At 65.6% G+C, this 15,339-nt stretch carries 13 protein-coding genes; 7 read left to right on the top strand and 6 right to left on the bottom strand.

Annotation, left to right across the window (positions count from 1 at the left end):
- The first annotated feature begins 82 nt into the window (after positions 1 to 82).
- The 6 genes from AC1DX5_RS11770 to AC1DX5_RS11745 all read left to right on the top strand — a co-directional run bounded on the left by AC1DX5_RS11770 (position 83) and on the right by AC1DX5_RS11745 (position 5,894).
- Entirely contained in the window at positions 83 to 1,366 is a 1,284-nt protein-coding gene (locus AC1DX5_RS11770; RefSeq protein ID WP_478015572.1) for an acyl-CoA dehydrogenase family protein, read from the top strand.
- 94 nt (positions 1,367 to 1,460) lie between these two features.
- Positions 1,461 to 2,546, top strand: a complete 1,086-nt coding sequence (locus AC1DX5_RS11765) for a Zn-dependent alcohol dehydrogenase (protein ID WP_465172521.1) — start codon at positions 1,461 to 1,463, stop codon at positions 2,544 to 2,546.
- Entirely contained in the window at positions 2,546 to 3,622 is a 1,077-nt protein-coding gene (locus tag AC1DX5_RS11760; protein WP_478015570.1) for a phosphotransferase family protein, read from the top strand. The genes AC1DX5_RS11765 and AC1DX5_RS11760 overlap by 1 nt, the downstream gene beginning before the upstream one ends.
- A 19-nt stretch (positions 3,623 to 3,641) precedes the next feature.
- Positions 3,642 to 4,406 carry an SDR family NAD(P)-dependent oxidoreductase gene (locus AC1DX5_RS11755; protein ID WP_478015568.1) on the top strand — a complete coding sequence of 255 codons (765 nt, stop codon included), beginning with the start codon at positions 3,642 to 3,644 and terminating at the stop codon, positions 4,404 to 4,406.
- A gap of 94 nt (positions 4,407 to 4,500) precedes the next feature.
- Positions 4,501 to 5,301 (top strand): SDR family NAD(P)-dependent oxidoreductase, encoded by an 801-nt coding sequence (locus AC1DX5_RS11750; RefSeq protein WP_478015566.1) that lies wholly within the window; start codon positions 4,501 to 4,503, stop codon positions 5,299 to 5,301.
- Positions 5,302 to 5,588: 287 nt separating this feature from the next.
- Positions 5,589 to 5,894: a hypothetical protein gene (locus tag AC1DX5_RS11745; RefSeq protein ID WP_478015564.1), complete on the top strand. Its 306-nt coding sequence runs from the start codon at positions 5,589 to 5,591 to the stop codon at positions 5,892 to 5,894.
- 16 nt (positions 5,895 to 5,910) lie between these two features.
- Here the strand turns inward: AC1DX5_RS11745 and AC1DX5_RS11740 are convergent, their stop codons facing one another.
- The 5 genes from AC1DX5_RS11740 to AC1DX5_RS11720 all read right to left on the bottom strand — a co-directional run bounded on the left by AC1DX5_RS11740 (position 5,911) and on the right by AC1DX5_RS11720 (position 12,680).
- On the bottom strand, positions 5,911 to 6,801 hold the full coding sequence (locus AC1DX5_RS11740) for an acyl-CoA thioesterase (RefSeq protein WP_478015562.1): 891 nt from the start codon (positions 6,799 to 6,801) through the stop codon (positions 5,911 to 5,913).
- A 103-nt stretch (positions 6,802 to 6,904) separates the two neighbouring features.
- Positions 6,905 to 8,032, bottom strand: a complete 1,128-nt coding sequence (locus tag AC1DX5_RS11735) for an acyl-CoA dehydrogenase family protein (RefSeq protein ID WP_478015560.1) — start codon at positions 8,030 to 8,032, stop codon at positions 6,905 to 6,907.
- A 128-nt stretch (positions 8,033 to 8,160) separates the two neighbouring features.
- Positions 8,161 to 9,351, bottom strand: a complete 1,191-nt coding sequence (locus AC1DX5_RS11730) for an acyl-CoA dehydrogenase family protein (protein ID WP_478015558.1) — start codon at positions 9,349 to 9,351, stop codon at positions 8,161 to 8,163.
- A gap of 22 nt (positions 9,352 to 9,373) precedes the next feature.
- Positions 9,374 to 11,404: a 3-hydroxyacyl-CoA dehydrogenase NAD-binding domain-containing protein gene (locus tag AC1DX5_RS11725; RefSeq protein ID WP_478015556.1), complete on the bottom strand. Its 2,031-nt coding sequence runs from the start codon at positions 11,402 to 11,404 to the stop codon at positions 9,374 to 9,376.
- A gap of 55 nt (positions 11,405 to 11,459) precedes the next feature.
- On the bottom strand, positions 11,460 to 12,680 hold the full coding sequence (locus tag AC1DX5_RS11720) for a serine hydrolase domain-containing protein (protein WP_478015554.1): 1,221 nt from the start codon (positions 12,678 to 12,680) through the stop codon (positions 11,460 to 11,462).
- Between the two features lie 199 nt (positions 12,681 to 12,879).
- Between AC1DX5_RS11720 and AC1DX5_RS11715 the strand changes: the two genes are divergently transcribed.
- On the top strand, positions 12,880 to 14,586 hold the full coding sequence (locus AC1DX5_RS11715; protein WP_478015806.1) for a class I adenylate-forming enzyme family protein: 1,707 nt from the start codon (positions 12,880 to 12,882) through the stop codon (positions 14,584 to 14,586).
- A 146-nt stretch (positions 14,587 to 14,732) separates the two neighbouring features.
- On the opposite strand, the gene AC1DX5_RS11710 is transcribed toward AC1DX5_RS11715, so the two are convergent.
- A complete protein-coding gene (locus tag AC1DX5_RS11710; protein WP_478015552.1) occupies positions 14,733 to 15,188 on the bottom strand; it encodes a YcxB family protein in 456 nt (151 codons plus the stop codon).
- Between the last annotated feature and the right edge of the window lie 151 nt (positions 15,189 to 15,339).

The following is a 15,339-nucleotide window of genomic DNA, read 5'->3' as shown; positions in this document are numbered from 1 at the left end:
CTGCGATTTCGGCCGCAAAGGCGCTTTACCGAAAACGCGGTACGGTCTAACGCCCCATGGAAAGAGCGATGGAGGATGCACCATGGATTTCACGCTGAGCGAGCGCGAGACCTATTTTCGGGACCGCGTAAAGACCTTCATCGACCAGAATATCCGGCCCCGCCAGGACGAGTATCACCGGCAGGAGCAGGAGGGCGAGCGCTGGAAGGTCATTCCCGTCATCGAGGAGATGAAGGTCAAGGCGCGCGAGGCGGGCCTGTGGAATTTCTTCATGCCGCCGCATTCCGGCCAGAGCCATGTCGACGACAGTTTCGCATTCGAGGGCACGCAGCTCACCAACCTCGAATATGCGCTCTGCGCCGAGGAGATGGGCAAGGTCGGCTGGGCGTCGGAATGCTTCAACTGCTCCGCGCCCGACACCGGCAATATGGAAGTGTTCCATCGCTACGGCACGCGCGAACAGAAGGAGCGGTGGCTCAGGCCCTTGATGAACGGCGAGATTCGCTCCGCCTTCCTGATGACCGAGCCGGCGGTCGCCTCGTCCGATGCGACCAACATCCAGACCTCGATGGTCCGCGATGGCGACGACTATGTGATCAACGGCACGAAATGGTGGTCCTCGGGCGTCGGCGATCCGCGCTGCAAGGTCGCTATCGTCATGGGCAAGACCAACCCGGAGAGCTCGCGCCACAGCCAGCAGAGCCAGGTCCTGGTCCCGCTCGACGCCCCCGGCGTGACGATCAAGCGCATGCTTTCGGTTTACGGGTATGATCACGCGCCGCACGGGCATGGCGAGGTCGAGCTCAAGGACGTGCGCGTTCCGGTGGATAATCTGCTGCTCGGCGAAGGCCGTGGATTCGAGATCGCGCAGGGCCGTCTCGGGCCGGGACGCATCCATCATTGCATGCGCACGATCGGCGTCGCCGAGGTCGCGATCGAGGCGATGGCCAAGCGCCTGCTCAGCCGCGTCGCCTTCGGCAAGCGCATCGCCGACCATTCGATCTGGGAGCAGCGCATCGCCAAGGCGCGCATCGATATCGAGATGACCCGCCTGCTGTGCCTCAAGGCAGCCGATATGATGGACAAGGCGGGCAACAAGTCCGCCCAGCTAGAGATCGCGATGATCAAGGTCGCGGCGCCCACCATGGCGCTGCAGATCCTCGACGATGCGATCCAGGCGCATGGCGGCGGCGGCGTCAGCCAGGATTTCGAGCTCGCCCATGCCTGGGCCGCGATGCGCACCCTGCGCTTCGCCGACGGGCCGGACGAAGTGCACAACCGCGCCATCGCGCGCAACGAGTTCGGGAAATATGCCGAGTTCAAGGCGGACCGGCCGTCGAGCGGCGAACTCGGCGTTTCGCGCTAGGCGTCGCCCCGGCGGAGGCCGGGGCCGCTTCCTTACGAAGCTCGCCCGAAGCACATAGCGGCCCCGGCCTGCGCCGGGGCAACGAAGGAAGAGAATGAAAGCTGCCGTCCTTTTCGAGCCGAAGACCGAGCTGCAGATCGAGGATATCTCGGTCTCCAATCCGGGCCCGCGCGAAGTGCTGATCCGCACGGTGGCGGTCGGTGTCTGCCGGTCGGACCTGCATTTCGTCGACGGCGCCTTTCCGCATCCCGTGCCGACCGTGCCGGGGCATGAGGCGGCCGGCATCATCGAGGCGGTCGGCAGCGACGTCGCGCATCTGAAGGTCGGCGATCATGTCATCACCTTCTTCACCGTGTTCTGCGGCAGCTGCGAGATGTGCGTCACCGGCCGCCCGTCCTTGTGCGTCGATCCCTCGACGCGCCGCGCCAAGGATGCGCCGCCGCGCCTCAGCCTGAAGGACGGCACGCCGCTCGCGCCGTTCCTCAACCTGTCCGCCTTTGCCGAGATGATGCTGGTGCACGAAAATGCGTGCGTCGCGATCTCGAAGGACATGCCGCTCGATCGTGCGGCGCTGCTCGGCTGCGCGGTGATCACCGGGGCGGGATCGATCTTCAACGACAGCCGGCTTCGTCCCGGTGAGACGGTGGCGGTGATCGGCTGTGGCGGCATCGGCCTCGCCGCGGTCAATGCGGCGAAGATCGCGGGCGCCGGCCAGATCATCGCGATCGATCCGGTGCCGGACAAGCGCGCCCTGGCCGAGAAGCTGGGGGCGACTCACGCGCTCGACGCGATGGACCCCGATCTCGCCAAGAAGGTGATCGGCATGACCGGCGGCGGCGTGCATTATGCGATCGAGGCAGTCGGGCGCTCCAACACCGCGGAGCTCGCCTGGACGATCCTGCGCCGCGGCGGCACGGCGACGATCCTCGGCATGATCGCGCCCGGCAACAATGTCAGCATCGCCGGCCCGACCTTCCTCACCGGCAAGAAGCTCCAGGGCTCCTTGCTCGGCTCGACTCGTTTCCCGATCGACATGCCCCGGCTCGTCCAGCTCTACCTCGACGGCAAGCTCGATCTCGACACCATGGTCGCCGAGCGGATCAGGCTGGAGGACATCAACCACGCCTTCGCCAATCTGCGCACCGGCGACACGGTGCGCTCGGTGATCGAGTTCAGCTGATGGTCGAGGCGCCCCAAAATGCTGATGTCACCATGGTCGGCACCATCCCGGTACCGGCCGACGACTCGATCGATGCGGGCGCCGTCCAACGCTGGATGACCGCGCATACGCCGGGCTTTGTCGGCCCGGTGACGCTGTCGAAGTTCAAGGGCGGCCAGTCCAACCCGACCTACCGCGTCGATACGCCGAACAAGAGCTATGTCCTGCGCCGCCAGCCTTTCGGCAAGCTGCTGCCGTCGGCGCATGCGGTCGACCGCGAATATCGTCTGATCGCCGGACTGCACCCGACCGGCTTCCCGGTGCCGGCGCCGTTCGGCCTGTGTGACGATCCCGAGGTGATCGGCTCGATGTTCTACATCATGGAGCTGGTCGAAGGCCGTAACCTGTGGGACGGCTCGCTGCCCGGCATGGCGCCCGAGGGACGGCGCGATATCTACAATGCGATGGTCGATACGCTCGCGGCGCTCCACAACACCGATTATGGCGCGGCCGGCCTGGGCGAATACGGCAAGCCCGGCAATTATTTCGAGCGCCAGGTCGCGCGCTGGACCAAGCAGTACCGCGCGTCCGAGACCGAGCATATGCCCGAGGTCGAGGCGCTGATCGACTGGCTGCCGCGCACCTTGCCGGAGCAGACGCGCACCTCGATCGTGCATGGCGACTATCGCATCGACAACATGATCTTCGCGGGGGGCGAGGCGCGGGTGATCGCGGTGCTCGACTGGGAATTGTCGACCCTGGGCGACCCGCTCGCCGACTTTTCCTATTTCCTGATGAACTGGGTCACGCAGCCCGAAGGCCGCTCGGGCGTGATGGGGCTGGCCGGGCCGGAGACGGGCATCCCGACGATCGAGGACATGGTCGCGCGCTACTGCACCGCGACGAAGCGGGACGGCGTGCCCCAGCTCGACTGGTATTTCGCGTATAATCTGTTCCGGCTGACCGGCATCGTCCAGGGCATCAAGAAACGCATCGTCGACGGCACCGCCTCGAGCGCCCAGGCGGCAAAGACCGCCGAGCGCGTGCCGGGACTGGCGGCCGCGGCCTGGGGGTTCGCCCAGAAGGCGGGGGCCTGACGGAAAGGGAGGATTTAGAATGAGCCAGTTCGATCTGACCGGAAAGGTCGCCATCATCACCGGCTCATCCAAGGGCATCGGCAAGGCCAGCGCGGTCGAGCTGGCCGAGCATGGCGCGAAGATCGTCATCTCCAGCCGCAAGCAGGATGCCTGTGACGACGTTGCGGCGGAGATCAACGCGCGGTACGGCGAGGGCACCGCGATCGCGGTGGCCGCGAACATCTCGGACAAGGCCGGGCTGCAGAACCTGGTCGACGAAACCCGCGCCGCCTTCGGGCAGATCGACGTGCTGGTCTGCAACGCCGCGTCCAACCCCTATTACGGCCCGCAGGAAGGGATCGCGGACGACCAGTTCCGCAAGATTCTCGACAATAATATCGTCTCCAACCACTGGCTGATCTCGATGGTCGCGCCGGAGATGCGCGCGCGGCGGTCGGGATCGATCATCATCATTTCCTCGATCGGCGGCTTGCGCGGATCGCCTGTGATCGGCGCCTATTGCATCTCCAAGGCGGCCGACATGCAGCTCGCCCGCAACCTCGCGGTCGAATATGGTCCGGACAATGTCCGCGTGAACTGCATCGCCCCCGGCCTGATCAAGACCGACTTCGCCCGCGCCTTGTGGGAGGACGAGAAACTGGCCGAGCGCCGCAACGCGACGACGCCGCTGCGCCGTATCGGCAATCCCGAAGAAATTGCCGGCGGCGTGGTGTTCCTGGCCTCAAGCGCGAGCGCCTTCATGACCGGGCAGACGATTGTGATCGACGGCGGCGTGACGGTCTAGCGTCGCCCCGGCGGAGGCCGGGGGCGCTCCGTCATGGAGCGCGCGCCAAGCAGATAGCGGCCCCGGCCTCCGCCGGGGTGACGGAGGAAGAGACATGGCAAGGTTCACCGGCAAATCGATCATCGTCACCGGCGCCGGCTCGGGCATCGGCCGCGCTGCTGCGCTGCTTTTCGCTAGCGAAGGCGGGCGGGTGCTCGCCGCCGACATCACCGACGCGGTCGAAGAGACCGCCGCCATGATCGACAAGGCCGGCGGCACCGGCCACGCCATCCGGATCGATGCGGGCAATGAGGAAGACGTGATCCGTGCCGTCGCGGTCGCCTGCGAATATTATGACGGGCTCGACGTGATGTTCGCCAATGCCGGCATCTCGGGCGGCATGGCCAATATCTTCGACACGGATGTCGCGCTGATCACCGAGGTGCTGCGCGTCAATCTGATCGGGCCCTATCTGGCGATCAAGCACGCCGCGCCGAAGATCGCCGAGCGCGGCGGCGGGGCGATCGTGCTGACCGCGAGCGTCGCCGGCATCCGCTCGGGCGCCGGCAGCCCGGCCTATTCGGCGTCCAAGGCAGGCGTCATCAACCTGGCGATGGTCTCCGCCCAGCAGCTGTCGGGATCGAACGTGCGGGTCAACGCGATCTGCCCCGGCCTCACCGAGACCGGCATGACCAAGCCCACCTTCGATTATGCGCGCGAGGCCGGGAAGATGGACCGGGTCGGCCGCCTCAACCCGCTGCGCCGCGGCGCCCAGCCCGAGGAGCTGGCCAGGGTCGCCGCCTTCCTCGCATCGGACGATGCCAGCTATGTCAACGGCCAGGCACTGGCGGTCGATGGGGGGCTCTCGTCCAGCCACCCGGTGATTCGCCAGGAATATGGCAAGACTGCAGTCTAGACTCATGCGCGGCGTTGGTGCCGCCTCGTTGAAACCTGCCATCTTTGCGCAGTGCAGCAAAAAATGTATAGAGGCGGCGGTTGGTACCGATTCGCGGCCCGCATTTTTCTTGGCCTGATGTCGGGAACCTCCAAGCGTCTCCATTGGTAGATGCCCTAATATCGACTCCGCGACTGGTGTTTAGTGGGCGAATCCCACAGCCGGTACGGTTGCGGTGGGGCGCGCCGACAGTTTGCGCCACCCGGTTTCATGTCCCGTTCATCGCCAAGTGAAGAGATTTGCCAGCCATGATGACAGTGCACGCCAATGATCCCGATCACGGCCCGCTCAGTGCCCCGGAAAGGGATGCGTTGCGCGCGCTGCATGGCGGCTGGTCCTTCGGTGTGGACGCGCAGGCCGAGCGGAGCCTCGAGCAGCGCGGCCTGATCGAGGTCGGCAACTGGCAGGTCGGCGTGCTCGTCTTTCACGAAATGCCTTTCCTCACCGAACATGGCGCGCGGATCGCCGCGCGGCTGGCCGAGGAACAGGAAGTGGTCAGCGGTCGCCGCCGGCTTCCGCCGGGTTTCTCGCTGATCCAGGGTGGCCTGCGCTGAGCTTCAGGGCAGCCGGCTATTCGCGCAGCCGCATCAGTCCTTCCTGCGCCACGCTCGCCACCAGCCGCCCGTCGCGGCTGTAGATACGACCCCGGTTGAAGCCACGGGCATGGCCGGCCCAGGGGCTGTCGCAGGAATAGAGCAGCCAGTCGTCGGCGCGGAATTCCTCGTGCAGCCACAGCGCATGATCGAGGCTGGCGGTCTGCACATTGTGCGTCATCCAGTTGATGCCGTGCGCCAGCATCGAGGTGCCGAGCAGCGACATGTCCGACGCATAGGCCAGGATCGCGCGGTGCATTGCCGCATCGTCGCCGATCGGCGCGACCAGCCGAAACCAGCTATCCTGTTTCGGCTCCTGCTTGACCGGCCTGAACCAGCTGCGCGGCTGCACCGGCTTGATCTCGATCGGGCGTGACCGCAGCATGTGCCGCCGAAACTTCTCCGGGATCTCGTCGATCCGCTCGCGGCGCAGTTCCGCATCGGATTTCAGCTCGTCCGGCCCCGGCACGTCGGGCATCGGGTCCTGATGGTGAAAGCCCTGCTCGGGCACCTGGAAGCTTGCCGCCATGTTGAGGATCGGCTGGCCCTGCTGCATCGCGATCACGCGCCGCGTCGCGAAGCTGCGCCCTTCGAAATCGCGCACCACGCGGAAGATGATCGGGAAATCCTCATTGCCCGGCCGCATGAAATAAGCGTGCAGCGAATGCGCCATCTTGGGCGCATCAGTCGATCGCTGCGCCGCCTGCAGCGCCTGCGCGATCACCTGCCCGCCGAACACGCGCCCCACGCCGCCCGGCTGGCGCTTGCCACGATAGAGATCGGTATCGATCTCCTCGATTTCGAGCAGGTCTACCAGGCCTTGCGCGAGGGCGTCGGGCGGCATGTCGGGCGGGGTGTTGAGGTCCATGGGTCTCACCTAAACCGTTCGCCCTGAGCTTGTCGAAGGGCTGCCCTTTTCCCGGGCGAAAGAAAGAACAGTGCTTCGACAAGCTCAGCACGAACGGAAAGCGTCAATAGCCCGCCGCGCGCGCGAGCTTGTCGGCGTGGAAGTTTGCATCGCCGAACATCTCGGCGAGCACGCGGGCACGCTTCATGTAGAAGCCGATGTCATATTCGTCGGTCATGCCGATGCCTCCATGCATCTGCACGCCTTCCTGCACGCTGAGGGTGGTGGCAAGGGCGGTCATCGCCTTTGCGACTGACACCGCTGCATCCGCCTTTTCGTCGCCGGCGTCGAGCAGCTGCTGCGCCTTGAGCACGGCGGCGCGGGCCACCTCCATCTCCGAGTAGAGATGCGCCGCCCGGTGCTGCAGCGCCTGGAAGCTGCCGATGGTCACGCCGAACTGCTTGCGCTCCTTGAGATAGGAGACGGTCATATCCATCGCGCCGCCACCTACGCCTAGCAGCTCGGCCGACGCACCGGTACGTCCTGCGGCGAGCAGCCGCGCGAGCGGATCGCGGCCGGCATCGACCTCGCCGATCACGGCATCGGCGGTCAGCTCGACGCCGTCGAATTCGAGCCGTGCGGCGATGCTCGAATCCGCCAGCCGCTCCGCTTCGGCGGTCAGCCCCGCCGCGCCCTTCTCGACCGCGAACAGGGTGATGCCGTTCGTATCGTCCGCCGAACCGGCCGTGCGCGCGGCGACGATGATCAGATCGGCGACATGGCCGTGCGTGACGAACTGCTTCCTGCCCGACAGCCGGAAGCCGTTACCCGACCGCTCCGCCTTCAGCGCGACACTGTCGCGATGCTTGGCGCTCTCGTCGATCGCCAGCGCGGCCACGGTCTCGCCGGCGAGGATGCCGGGAAACCAGCGCCCCGCCTGCGCGCTGCCCTTCAACGCCTCGACTGCCGCAATGGCGGTGGAGAGGAACGGGGAGGGGGAGAGGTTGCGGCCGATCTCCTCCAGCACGATCCCGGCATCGACATGGCCGAGCCCGAGCCCGCCATCATCCTCGCCGATCAGGATGCCGGTGAAGCCCATCTCGGCAAAGCTCTTCCACAGGTCGCGCGAGAAGCCCGCCGCGTCCTTGTCGTCGCGCAGCTTGCGCATGTGCGAGACCGGCGCATGCTCCGCCACGAAATCGCGCGCTGTGTCGCGCAGCATCGTCTGTTCGTCGTTCAGATAGAGAGGCATTCAAAACTCCCTCTCCCCTCTGGGGAGAGGGCCGGGGAGAGGGGCAGTCTCTCGCGTCCGGCCCGATTGGTGAAATGTCTGGACTGCCCCTCTCCCAACCCTCTCCCCAGAGGGGAGAGGGCTCTTTGTCAGTTGCTCGGCAGATCCAGGATCCGCTTGGCGATGATGTTGAGCTGAACCTCGCTGGTGCCGCCCTCGATCGAATTCGCCTTGGTCCGCAGCCACGCCCGCGCGCCCGCGCCGCCCGACGACCGTTCGCTCTCCCATTCGAGCGCGTCCGATCCGCCGGCCGCCATCATCAACTCGTGCCGGCTCTTGTTCAGCTCGGTGCCGTAATATTTCATCATGCTCGGCTGTGCCGGATGCGCTCGCCCTGCCTTCAGCTCGTCGATGAACCGCTCGGACATCATGCCGAATGCCTTGGACCGCACCTCGAACAGCGCGATGCTCGCCCGCAGCAGCGGATCGGCGAGCCGCCCGTCATGATCGAGCCCGGCCGTCGCGATCGCGCCGTCGATCAGCGGATTGCCGCCCACCGAGCCGAGCCCCATGCCCGAGATCATCTCGCGCTCATGCCCAAGCAGATATTTAGCGACGTCCCAGCCCTTGTTTTCGTCATGCACGCGCTGCGCCTTGGGCACCTTCACATTGTCGAAAAAGGTCTCGCAGAAGGGGGAGTAGCCGGAGATCAACAGGATCGGCCTGGTCGACACGCCTTCGCTCGCCATGTCGAACAGGACGAAGCTGATGCCGCCCTGCTTGGTCGTCTTGTCGGTGCGGACGAGGCAGAAGATCCAGTCGGCCTTGTCGGCGTAAGAGGTCCACACCTTCTGGCCGTTGACGAGATAATGGTCGCCCTTGTCCTCCGCTGAGGTGGCGAGCGCCGCCAGGTCGGAGCCGGCATTGGGTTCCGAATAGCCCTGGCACCAGCGGATTTCGCCGCGCGCGATCTTGGGCAGGTAATCGAGCTTCTGCTCCTCGGTGCCGTATTTCAGCAGTGCCGGGCCAAGCATCGAAATGCCGAAGCTGTTGAGCGGATTGCGCGCCCGGATGCGCCCCATCTCCTCGCGCAGGATCTTGCTCTCGGCTGCGCTCAGCCCGCCGCCGCCATAGGCCCTGGGCCAGTCGGGCACGGTCCAGCCGCGTGCGCCCATGCGGTCCATCCAGGCCTTTTGCGCCGGGGTCAGCATGCTCTGGTCGCGTCCGCCCCATACGGCATCCTTCTCGGACCGCACCGGCTCGCGCATCTCGGGCGGGCAATTCTCTTCCAGCCAAGCGCGCGTCTCGGCGCGGAAGCTCTCCAGGTCGGTATCGCTCATCGTCTCTCTCCCGTGGCGCGCTTCAGTTGAACCGCCCGCCGCTCTCGGCTTTGTCCTTCAGCAGCGGCGCAACCGCGAAACCGTGCTTCTCCAGCCCGGCGACGATCTTCTTCAGGCCCTCGGTATCGGCCCAGAACATCGGGCCGCCGCGATAGACCGGCCAGCCATAGCCGTAGATCCACACCACATCGATGTCGGACGCACGCTGCGCCATCTTCTCTTCGAGGATCAGTGCGCCCTCATTGACCATCGTGTAGAGCGTCTTCTCGATGATCTCCTCGTCGCTGATGTCGCGCTTGGCGAGGTTCGACTTTGACCGGAACTCCTCGATGATCTCGGCGACGCGCGGCGACGGGGTCGGGTTCCGCTTCTCGTCATAATCATAGAAGCCCTTGCCGGTCTTTTGGCCCCAGCGGCCCTCGGCGGCGAGCGCGTCGCGGATATTCTCGATCCGGGTCGGATCGCGGTGCCAGCCGATATCGACGCCGGCGAGGTCGCTCATCTGGAACGGCCCCATCGGCATGCCGAACTCGACATGGACGCGGTCGATCTGCTCGGGCGTCGCGCCTTCCATCAGCAGCTTGTTGGCCTCGACCTGGCGCGGCATCAGCATGCGGTTGCCGATAAAGCCGTAGCAGACGCCCGCCACGACCGAGACCTTCTTGATCGTCTTGGCCAGCGCCATCACGGTTGCCAGAACGTCAGGCGCGGTCTTCGCGCCGCGCACCACTTCGAGCAGCTTCATCACGTTCGCGGGCGAGAAGAAATGCATGCCCAGCACATCCTCGGGCCGTGACGTGCTCGCCGCGATCTCGTTGATGTTGAGGTAGGAGGTGTTGGAGGCGAGGATCGCGCCCGGCTTGGCGATGGTGTCGAGCCGGCCGAAAATCTCCTTCTTCACGTCCATATTCTCATAGACCGCCTCGATGATCAGGTCGCAGTCCTTGAGCGCGTCGAAATCGAGCGTCGGGTTGAGCGCGCCCATCGCTGCCTCGACCTGTTCCGGCTTCATCCGGCCCTTGGCGGCGCTCGCTTCGTAATTCTTGCGGATCGTGCCGGTGCCGCGGTCGAGTGCTTCCTGCGCCATCTCGACGATCGTCACCGGAATGCCGGCCGAGAGGAAGTTCATCGAGATGCCGCCGCCCATGGTGCCGGCGCCGATCACGCCGACGCGCTTGATCGGGCGGAGCGCGATGTCGGCGGGCACGCCGTCGATCTTGGCCGCCTGGCGCTCGGCGAAGAAGATGTGGCGCTGCGCGGCGGACTGGACGCCCATGATCAGCTTCATGAATTCCTGGCGCTCGAAGGCGACGCCCTCTTCATAGCTCGATCCGTCCGATGCCTTCTCGACACAGGCGATGTTCGCGGCCGGCGCGTCGAAACCGCGGAAGCGCTTGGCGTTCTCCTTCTTGAACGCCGCGACGGCGTCCGGATCGGGCGTCGCGGTCTTCTGGCTGGCGCGGGGCAGGGGCGTCGTGTCAGCGACCTCGCGCGCAAAGGCGATCGCGTCAGCCTCCAGGCTGTCCTCGCCGGCCAGCTTGTCGATCAACCCGGCATCGAGCGCGCGCTTGGCCGAGATCGGATCGCCCTTGGCGGTCATCTCCAGCGCGAGCGGCACCCCGGCGATGCGCGGGATGCGCTGCGTGCCGCCGGCACCGGGGAGCAGGCCGAGCTTCACCTCGGGCGTGCCGATCTTCGCCGAGGGCACGGCGATGCGGTAGTGGCAGGCCAGGGTCACCTCGCAGCCGCCGCCCAGCGCAGTGCCGTGAATCGCCGCGACCACTGGCTTGTCGGATGCTTCGATCATGTCGACCAGAGTCGGCAGGCCCGGCTCCTGCATCGGCTTGCCGAATTCGGTGATGTCGGCGCCGGCAAAAAAGGTCCGGCCGTCGCAGCGGATCACCATCGCCTTGATGCTGGCATCGGCCAGGCCTTCCTTGACGCCCGCCTCGAGCCCCTGGCGGACCGCCGCGCCGAGCGCGTTCACCGGCGGATTGTCCGAGATGATGACCAGCACATCGTCATGGCGTTCGGTACGGATCGGGGAAGTCATGGGTGTCTCCTGCAATCTTGGATATCGTATCACCGTCCCGCGGGACGGCGGGGGATCAGGTCAACGCCGAATAGATCAGCGTCTTCAACTCGCGGCGAATGGGGTAGACATTGGACGGGCTCATCTGAGTCATGAACACCATGGTCAGCCGCTCGACCGGGTCGATGAAGAAGGCGGTCGAGAACATGCCGCCCCAATAATATTCGCCGACCGAGCCGGGGATCATCGACCGGGCGACGTCGATATTGACCGCGAAGCCAAGCCCGAAACCGGTGCCGGCATTGGCCGCCTCGCTGAACAGCGATCTCGACATACGTGACAGGTCCGATCCGCCGGGCAGGTGATTCCGCGTCATCAGGTCGAGCGTCTTGCGGCCGACGATCCGCGCGCCGTCCAGCTCGCCGCCGTTCAGGCACATGCGGCAGAAACGATGATAGTCGAGCGACGTCGACACCAGCCCGCCGCCGCCCGAGACGAGCCTGGGGGCGTGGCTCCACGCGCTCTCGGCGCCGCGGTCGTACATGATGCGGCCCTTGCCGGGCACGAAGGTGTAGCAATCGGTGAGCCGGTCGATCTTGTCCGCCGGCACCTCGAAGAAGGTGTCGTCCATCTTCAGCGGGGCGAAGATGCGGGTCCGGAAGAACTCGGCGAGCGGCTTACCCGAGACGCGCTGGACGACCGCCCCGAGCACATCGGTCGACACCGAATAATTCCACGCTTCCCCCGGCGAGAATTCGAGCGGGATCTGCCCGAGCGCGGCGACGAACTGGTCGAGGTCGAGATTGCCGTGCCAGTTCTCGATCTTGCCGTCGCGGTAGGCGGCATCGACGTTCGAGCGATTCTGGAAGCTGTAGGTCAGGCCCGAGGTGTGGCGCAGCAGATCGACCATGCGCATCGGCTCGGCGGTCGCCTTGGTCTGGAACGGTACGCCCGCACCGCCGCCATTATAGACGCCGAGGTTCTTGAACTCCGGGATGACGTGATGGACCGGCGTGTCCACCGCGACCTTGCCCTCCTCGACCAGCATCATGAACGCGATCGAGGTGACCGGCTTGGTCATCGAGGCGATACGGAACAGCGACGATTCGTCGATCGTCTTGCCGCCTTCGCGCGCGGCACCGAGATGAGCGAAATGCACGATCTCGCCGTTCCGGCCGACGAGCAGCTGGGCATTGGGAAGCTTGCCGGAATCGACATAGCGTTCCTGCAGGAAAGCATCGATCCGGGCGAGCCGAGACGCATCGAAACCCTGCGACTCGGGCTTGGCGATCTTCATGTGTTGCCCATACCCCTCATTCGAAACACTAACTTTCCTATTGCCTTGAGCGGCGCGTGAATCAACACTAACCTTGGAAAAAATGGCGGATAAGCCAAACCCGACATTCAAGTTGAGCCCGAACATGGCTCGGCTCACATGGAGAGAATGCGTCTTGGATACCGAACCGCTCATCGCGCTCGATCCGGCCTGGCCGAAAATGACCCTGCCCGAGGTGGAGGCCGCGCTGACCGGGCCGGGCGGTCGGTTCGAGATGGAGACGGTGACGATCCACGGCGTGCCGACGCGCACCTGGAAGCACGCGCCGCCCTCGCTCGCCTGGCTGGCCCAGGCGTCGCGCGCGCATGGCGATCGGGTCTTCACCATCTATGAGGAGGAGCGCGTCACCTATGACGCGAACTTCCGTGCGGTCGCGACCCTGGCGAACAAGCTGCGGGACATGGGCATCGGCAAGGGCGACCGGGTCGGCCTGGCGATGCGCAATCTGCCCGAATGGCCGGTGATCTTCTTCGCCGTGGTCAGCATCGGCGCGATCGTCGTGCCGCTCAACGCGTGGTGGACGGCCGGCGAGCTGGAATATGGCATCGACGATTCGGGTGCGCGGCTGCTGTTCGTCGACGACGAGCGCTACCAGCGATTGAAGGCGCATGGCGCTGCTGTGCCGGCGCTCGAGCGGATGATCGTCTCGCGCGCCTCGACCGCGCTCGATGATGGCGCGGCGCGGCTCGAGGATCTGATCGGCACGCCTGGCGCCTATGCCATGCTGCCGGACGCGCCGCTGCCGACGGTGGCGATCGCGCCCGACGACGAGGCCACGATCTTCTACACCAGCGGCACCACCGGCCATCCCAAGGGCGCGCTCGGTACGCACCGCAACATGACCACCAACATCATGTCGAGCGGCTATAACGCCGCGCGCTCGCTGCTCCGCCGCGGCGAGGAGATCCCGGCGCCGACGCCGCGGGTGACGCTCACCGTCATCCCGCTCTTCCATGTCACGGCCTGCAGCGCGGGCATGATGGGGTGCATCGCGGCGGGGAGCTCGCTCATCTTCATGCGCAAATGGGACACGGTCCGCGCGATGGAGATCATCGAGCGCGAGAAGGTCAACATCACTGGTGGCGTGCCGACCATCGCCTGGCAGATCCTGGAACATCCCGACCGCAGCAAATACGACCTCTCCTCGCTGGAGGCGATCGCCTATGGTGGTGCGCCGTCCGCGCCCGAGCTGGTCAAGCGCATCCACACCGAGTTCGGCGCACTCCCCGGCAATGGCTGGGGCATGACCGAGACGATGGCGACCGTCACCGGCCATTCGAGCGAGGATTATCTCAACCGCCCGACCAGCGCGGGCCCGCCCGTGCCCGTCGCCGACCTCAAGATCATGGACGAGGAGGGCGTCAACGAACTGCCCGTGGGCGACGTCGGCGAACTCTGGGCGCGCGGGCCGATGATCGTGAAGGGATATTGGAACAAGCCCGAGGCGACCGCGGCGACCTTCATCGACGGATGGGTGCGCACCGGCGATCTCGCGCGGGTCGACGAGGAAGGCTTTGTCTATATCGTCGACCGCGCCAAGGACATGATCATCCGCGGCGGCGAGAATATCTATTCGTCCGAGGTCGAGAACGTCCTCTACGCGCATCCCGCCGTCACCGATTGCGCGCTGATCGGCATCCCGCACCGCACCCTTGGCGAGGAGCCCGCGGCGGTGGTGCATCTCGCGCCGGGCATGGAAGCGAGCGAGGCCGAACTCCAGGCCTGGGTGCGCGAGCGGCTGGCGATCTTCAAGACCCCGGTCGCGATCCGCTTCGTCCACGAAACGCTGCCGCGTAACGCCAACGGCAAGATCCTGAAGAAGGATTTGAAAATACTGTTCGAGGACCGGGTGGGGCAGGCGGCCTAGAGGCGGGATAGCCATCCTGTCACCTGGATCGGAGACCTAACCCCGTTCGGGCTGAGCTTGTCGAAGCCCTGCTCTTCTTGTGCGACGAAGAAAGAACAGCCCTTCGACAAGCTCAGGGCGAACGGGAGAGAGAGGGAGGGCTGTGCCTACTCCGCCGTCGTCATCCGCTCGCGGATCGCCTCCCCAAACCGCGCTCGCCCCTCCGGCGTTTCGAAGGCGCGGGGCGGGATGATGAAGGCGTTCCCGCTGCTGCCCTGGACGACCACATAGCCCCGCTCCTCGGTGACGGACCAAATATTCTTCCACGAGATTTTGCCGCTCTTTCGCCCAACCACCGTCGTGATGCCGGAGGTGCCGATGGTGACGGTGCGGCGCTGCGGCTTGAAGCGCAATTGCGGGTAGAGGATCAGCAGGACGACCGGGATCGCGCCGATCGCCATCGGAACGGCCAGATGAGGCGACGCGGTGCCGAACAGGATCAAATCGGCCAGCACCGCGACAATCAGAAATATCCGCAGGTGCGATTTCCACAGCCGTTGCCGCCACGCGCGCCAGTACCAGGTCCAGATTTCCCCGCGGCGGGAGGCATAGTCGATCGTCACGGCGCAATTCCTCGGGCGGGTTGGCCGGCTTCAAGCATCTCGCTCGCCGCGTTTCAACCGGACGATGAAAAGGGCGGGCGTAACAATCCAGCAATGCTCTAACATTTGCCCCATGCTCGGGCGGCACGCTATGCTCCCCGCCGACACGCCA

The sequence above is a fragment of the Sphingomonas sp. P2_B6 genome, from assembly GCF_056404755.1.
The sequence above is the reverse complement of the archived record's forward strand: the minus strand, read 5'-3'. Positions and strand labels throughout refer to the sequence as shown.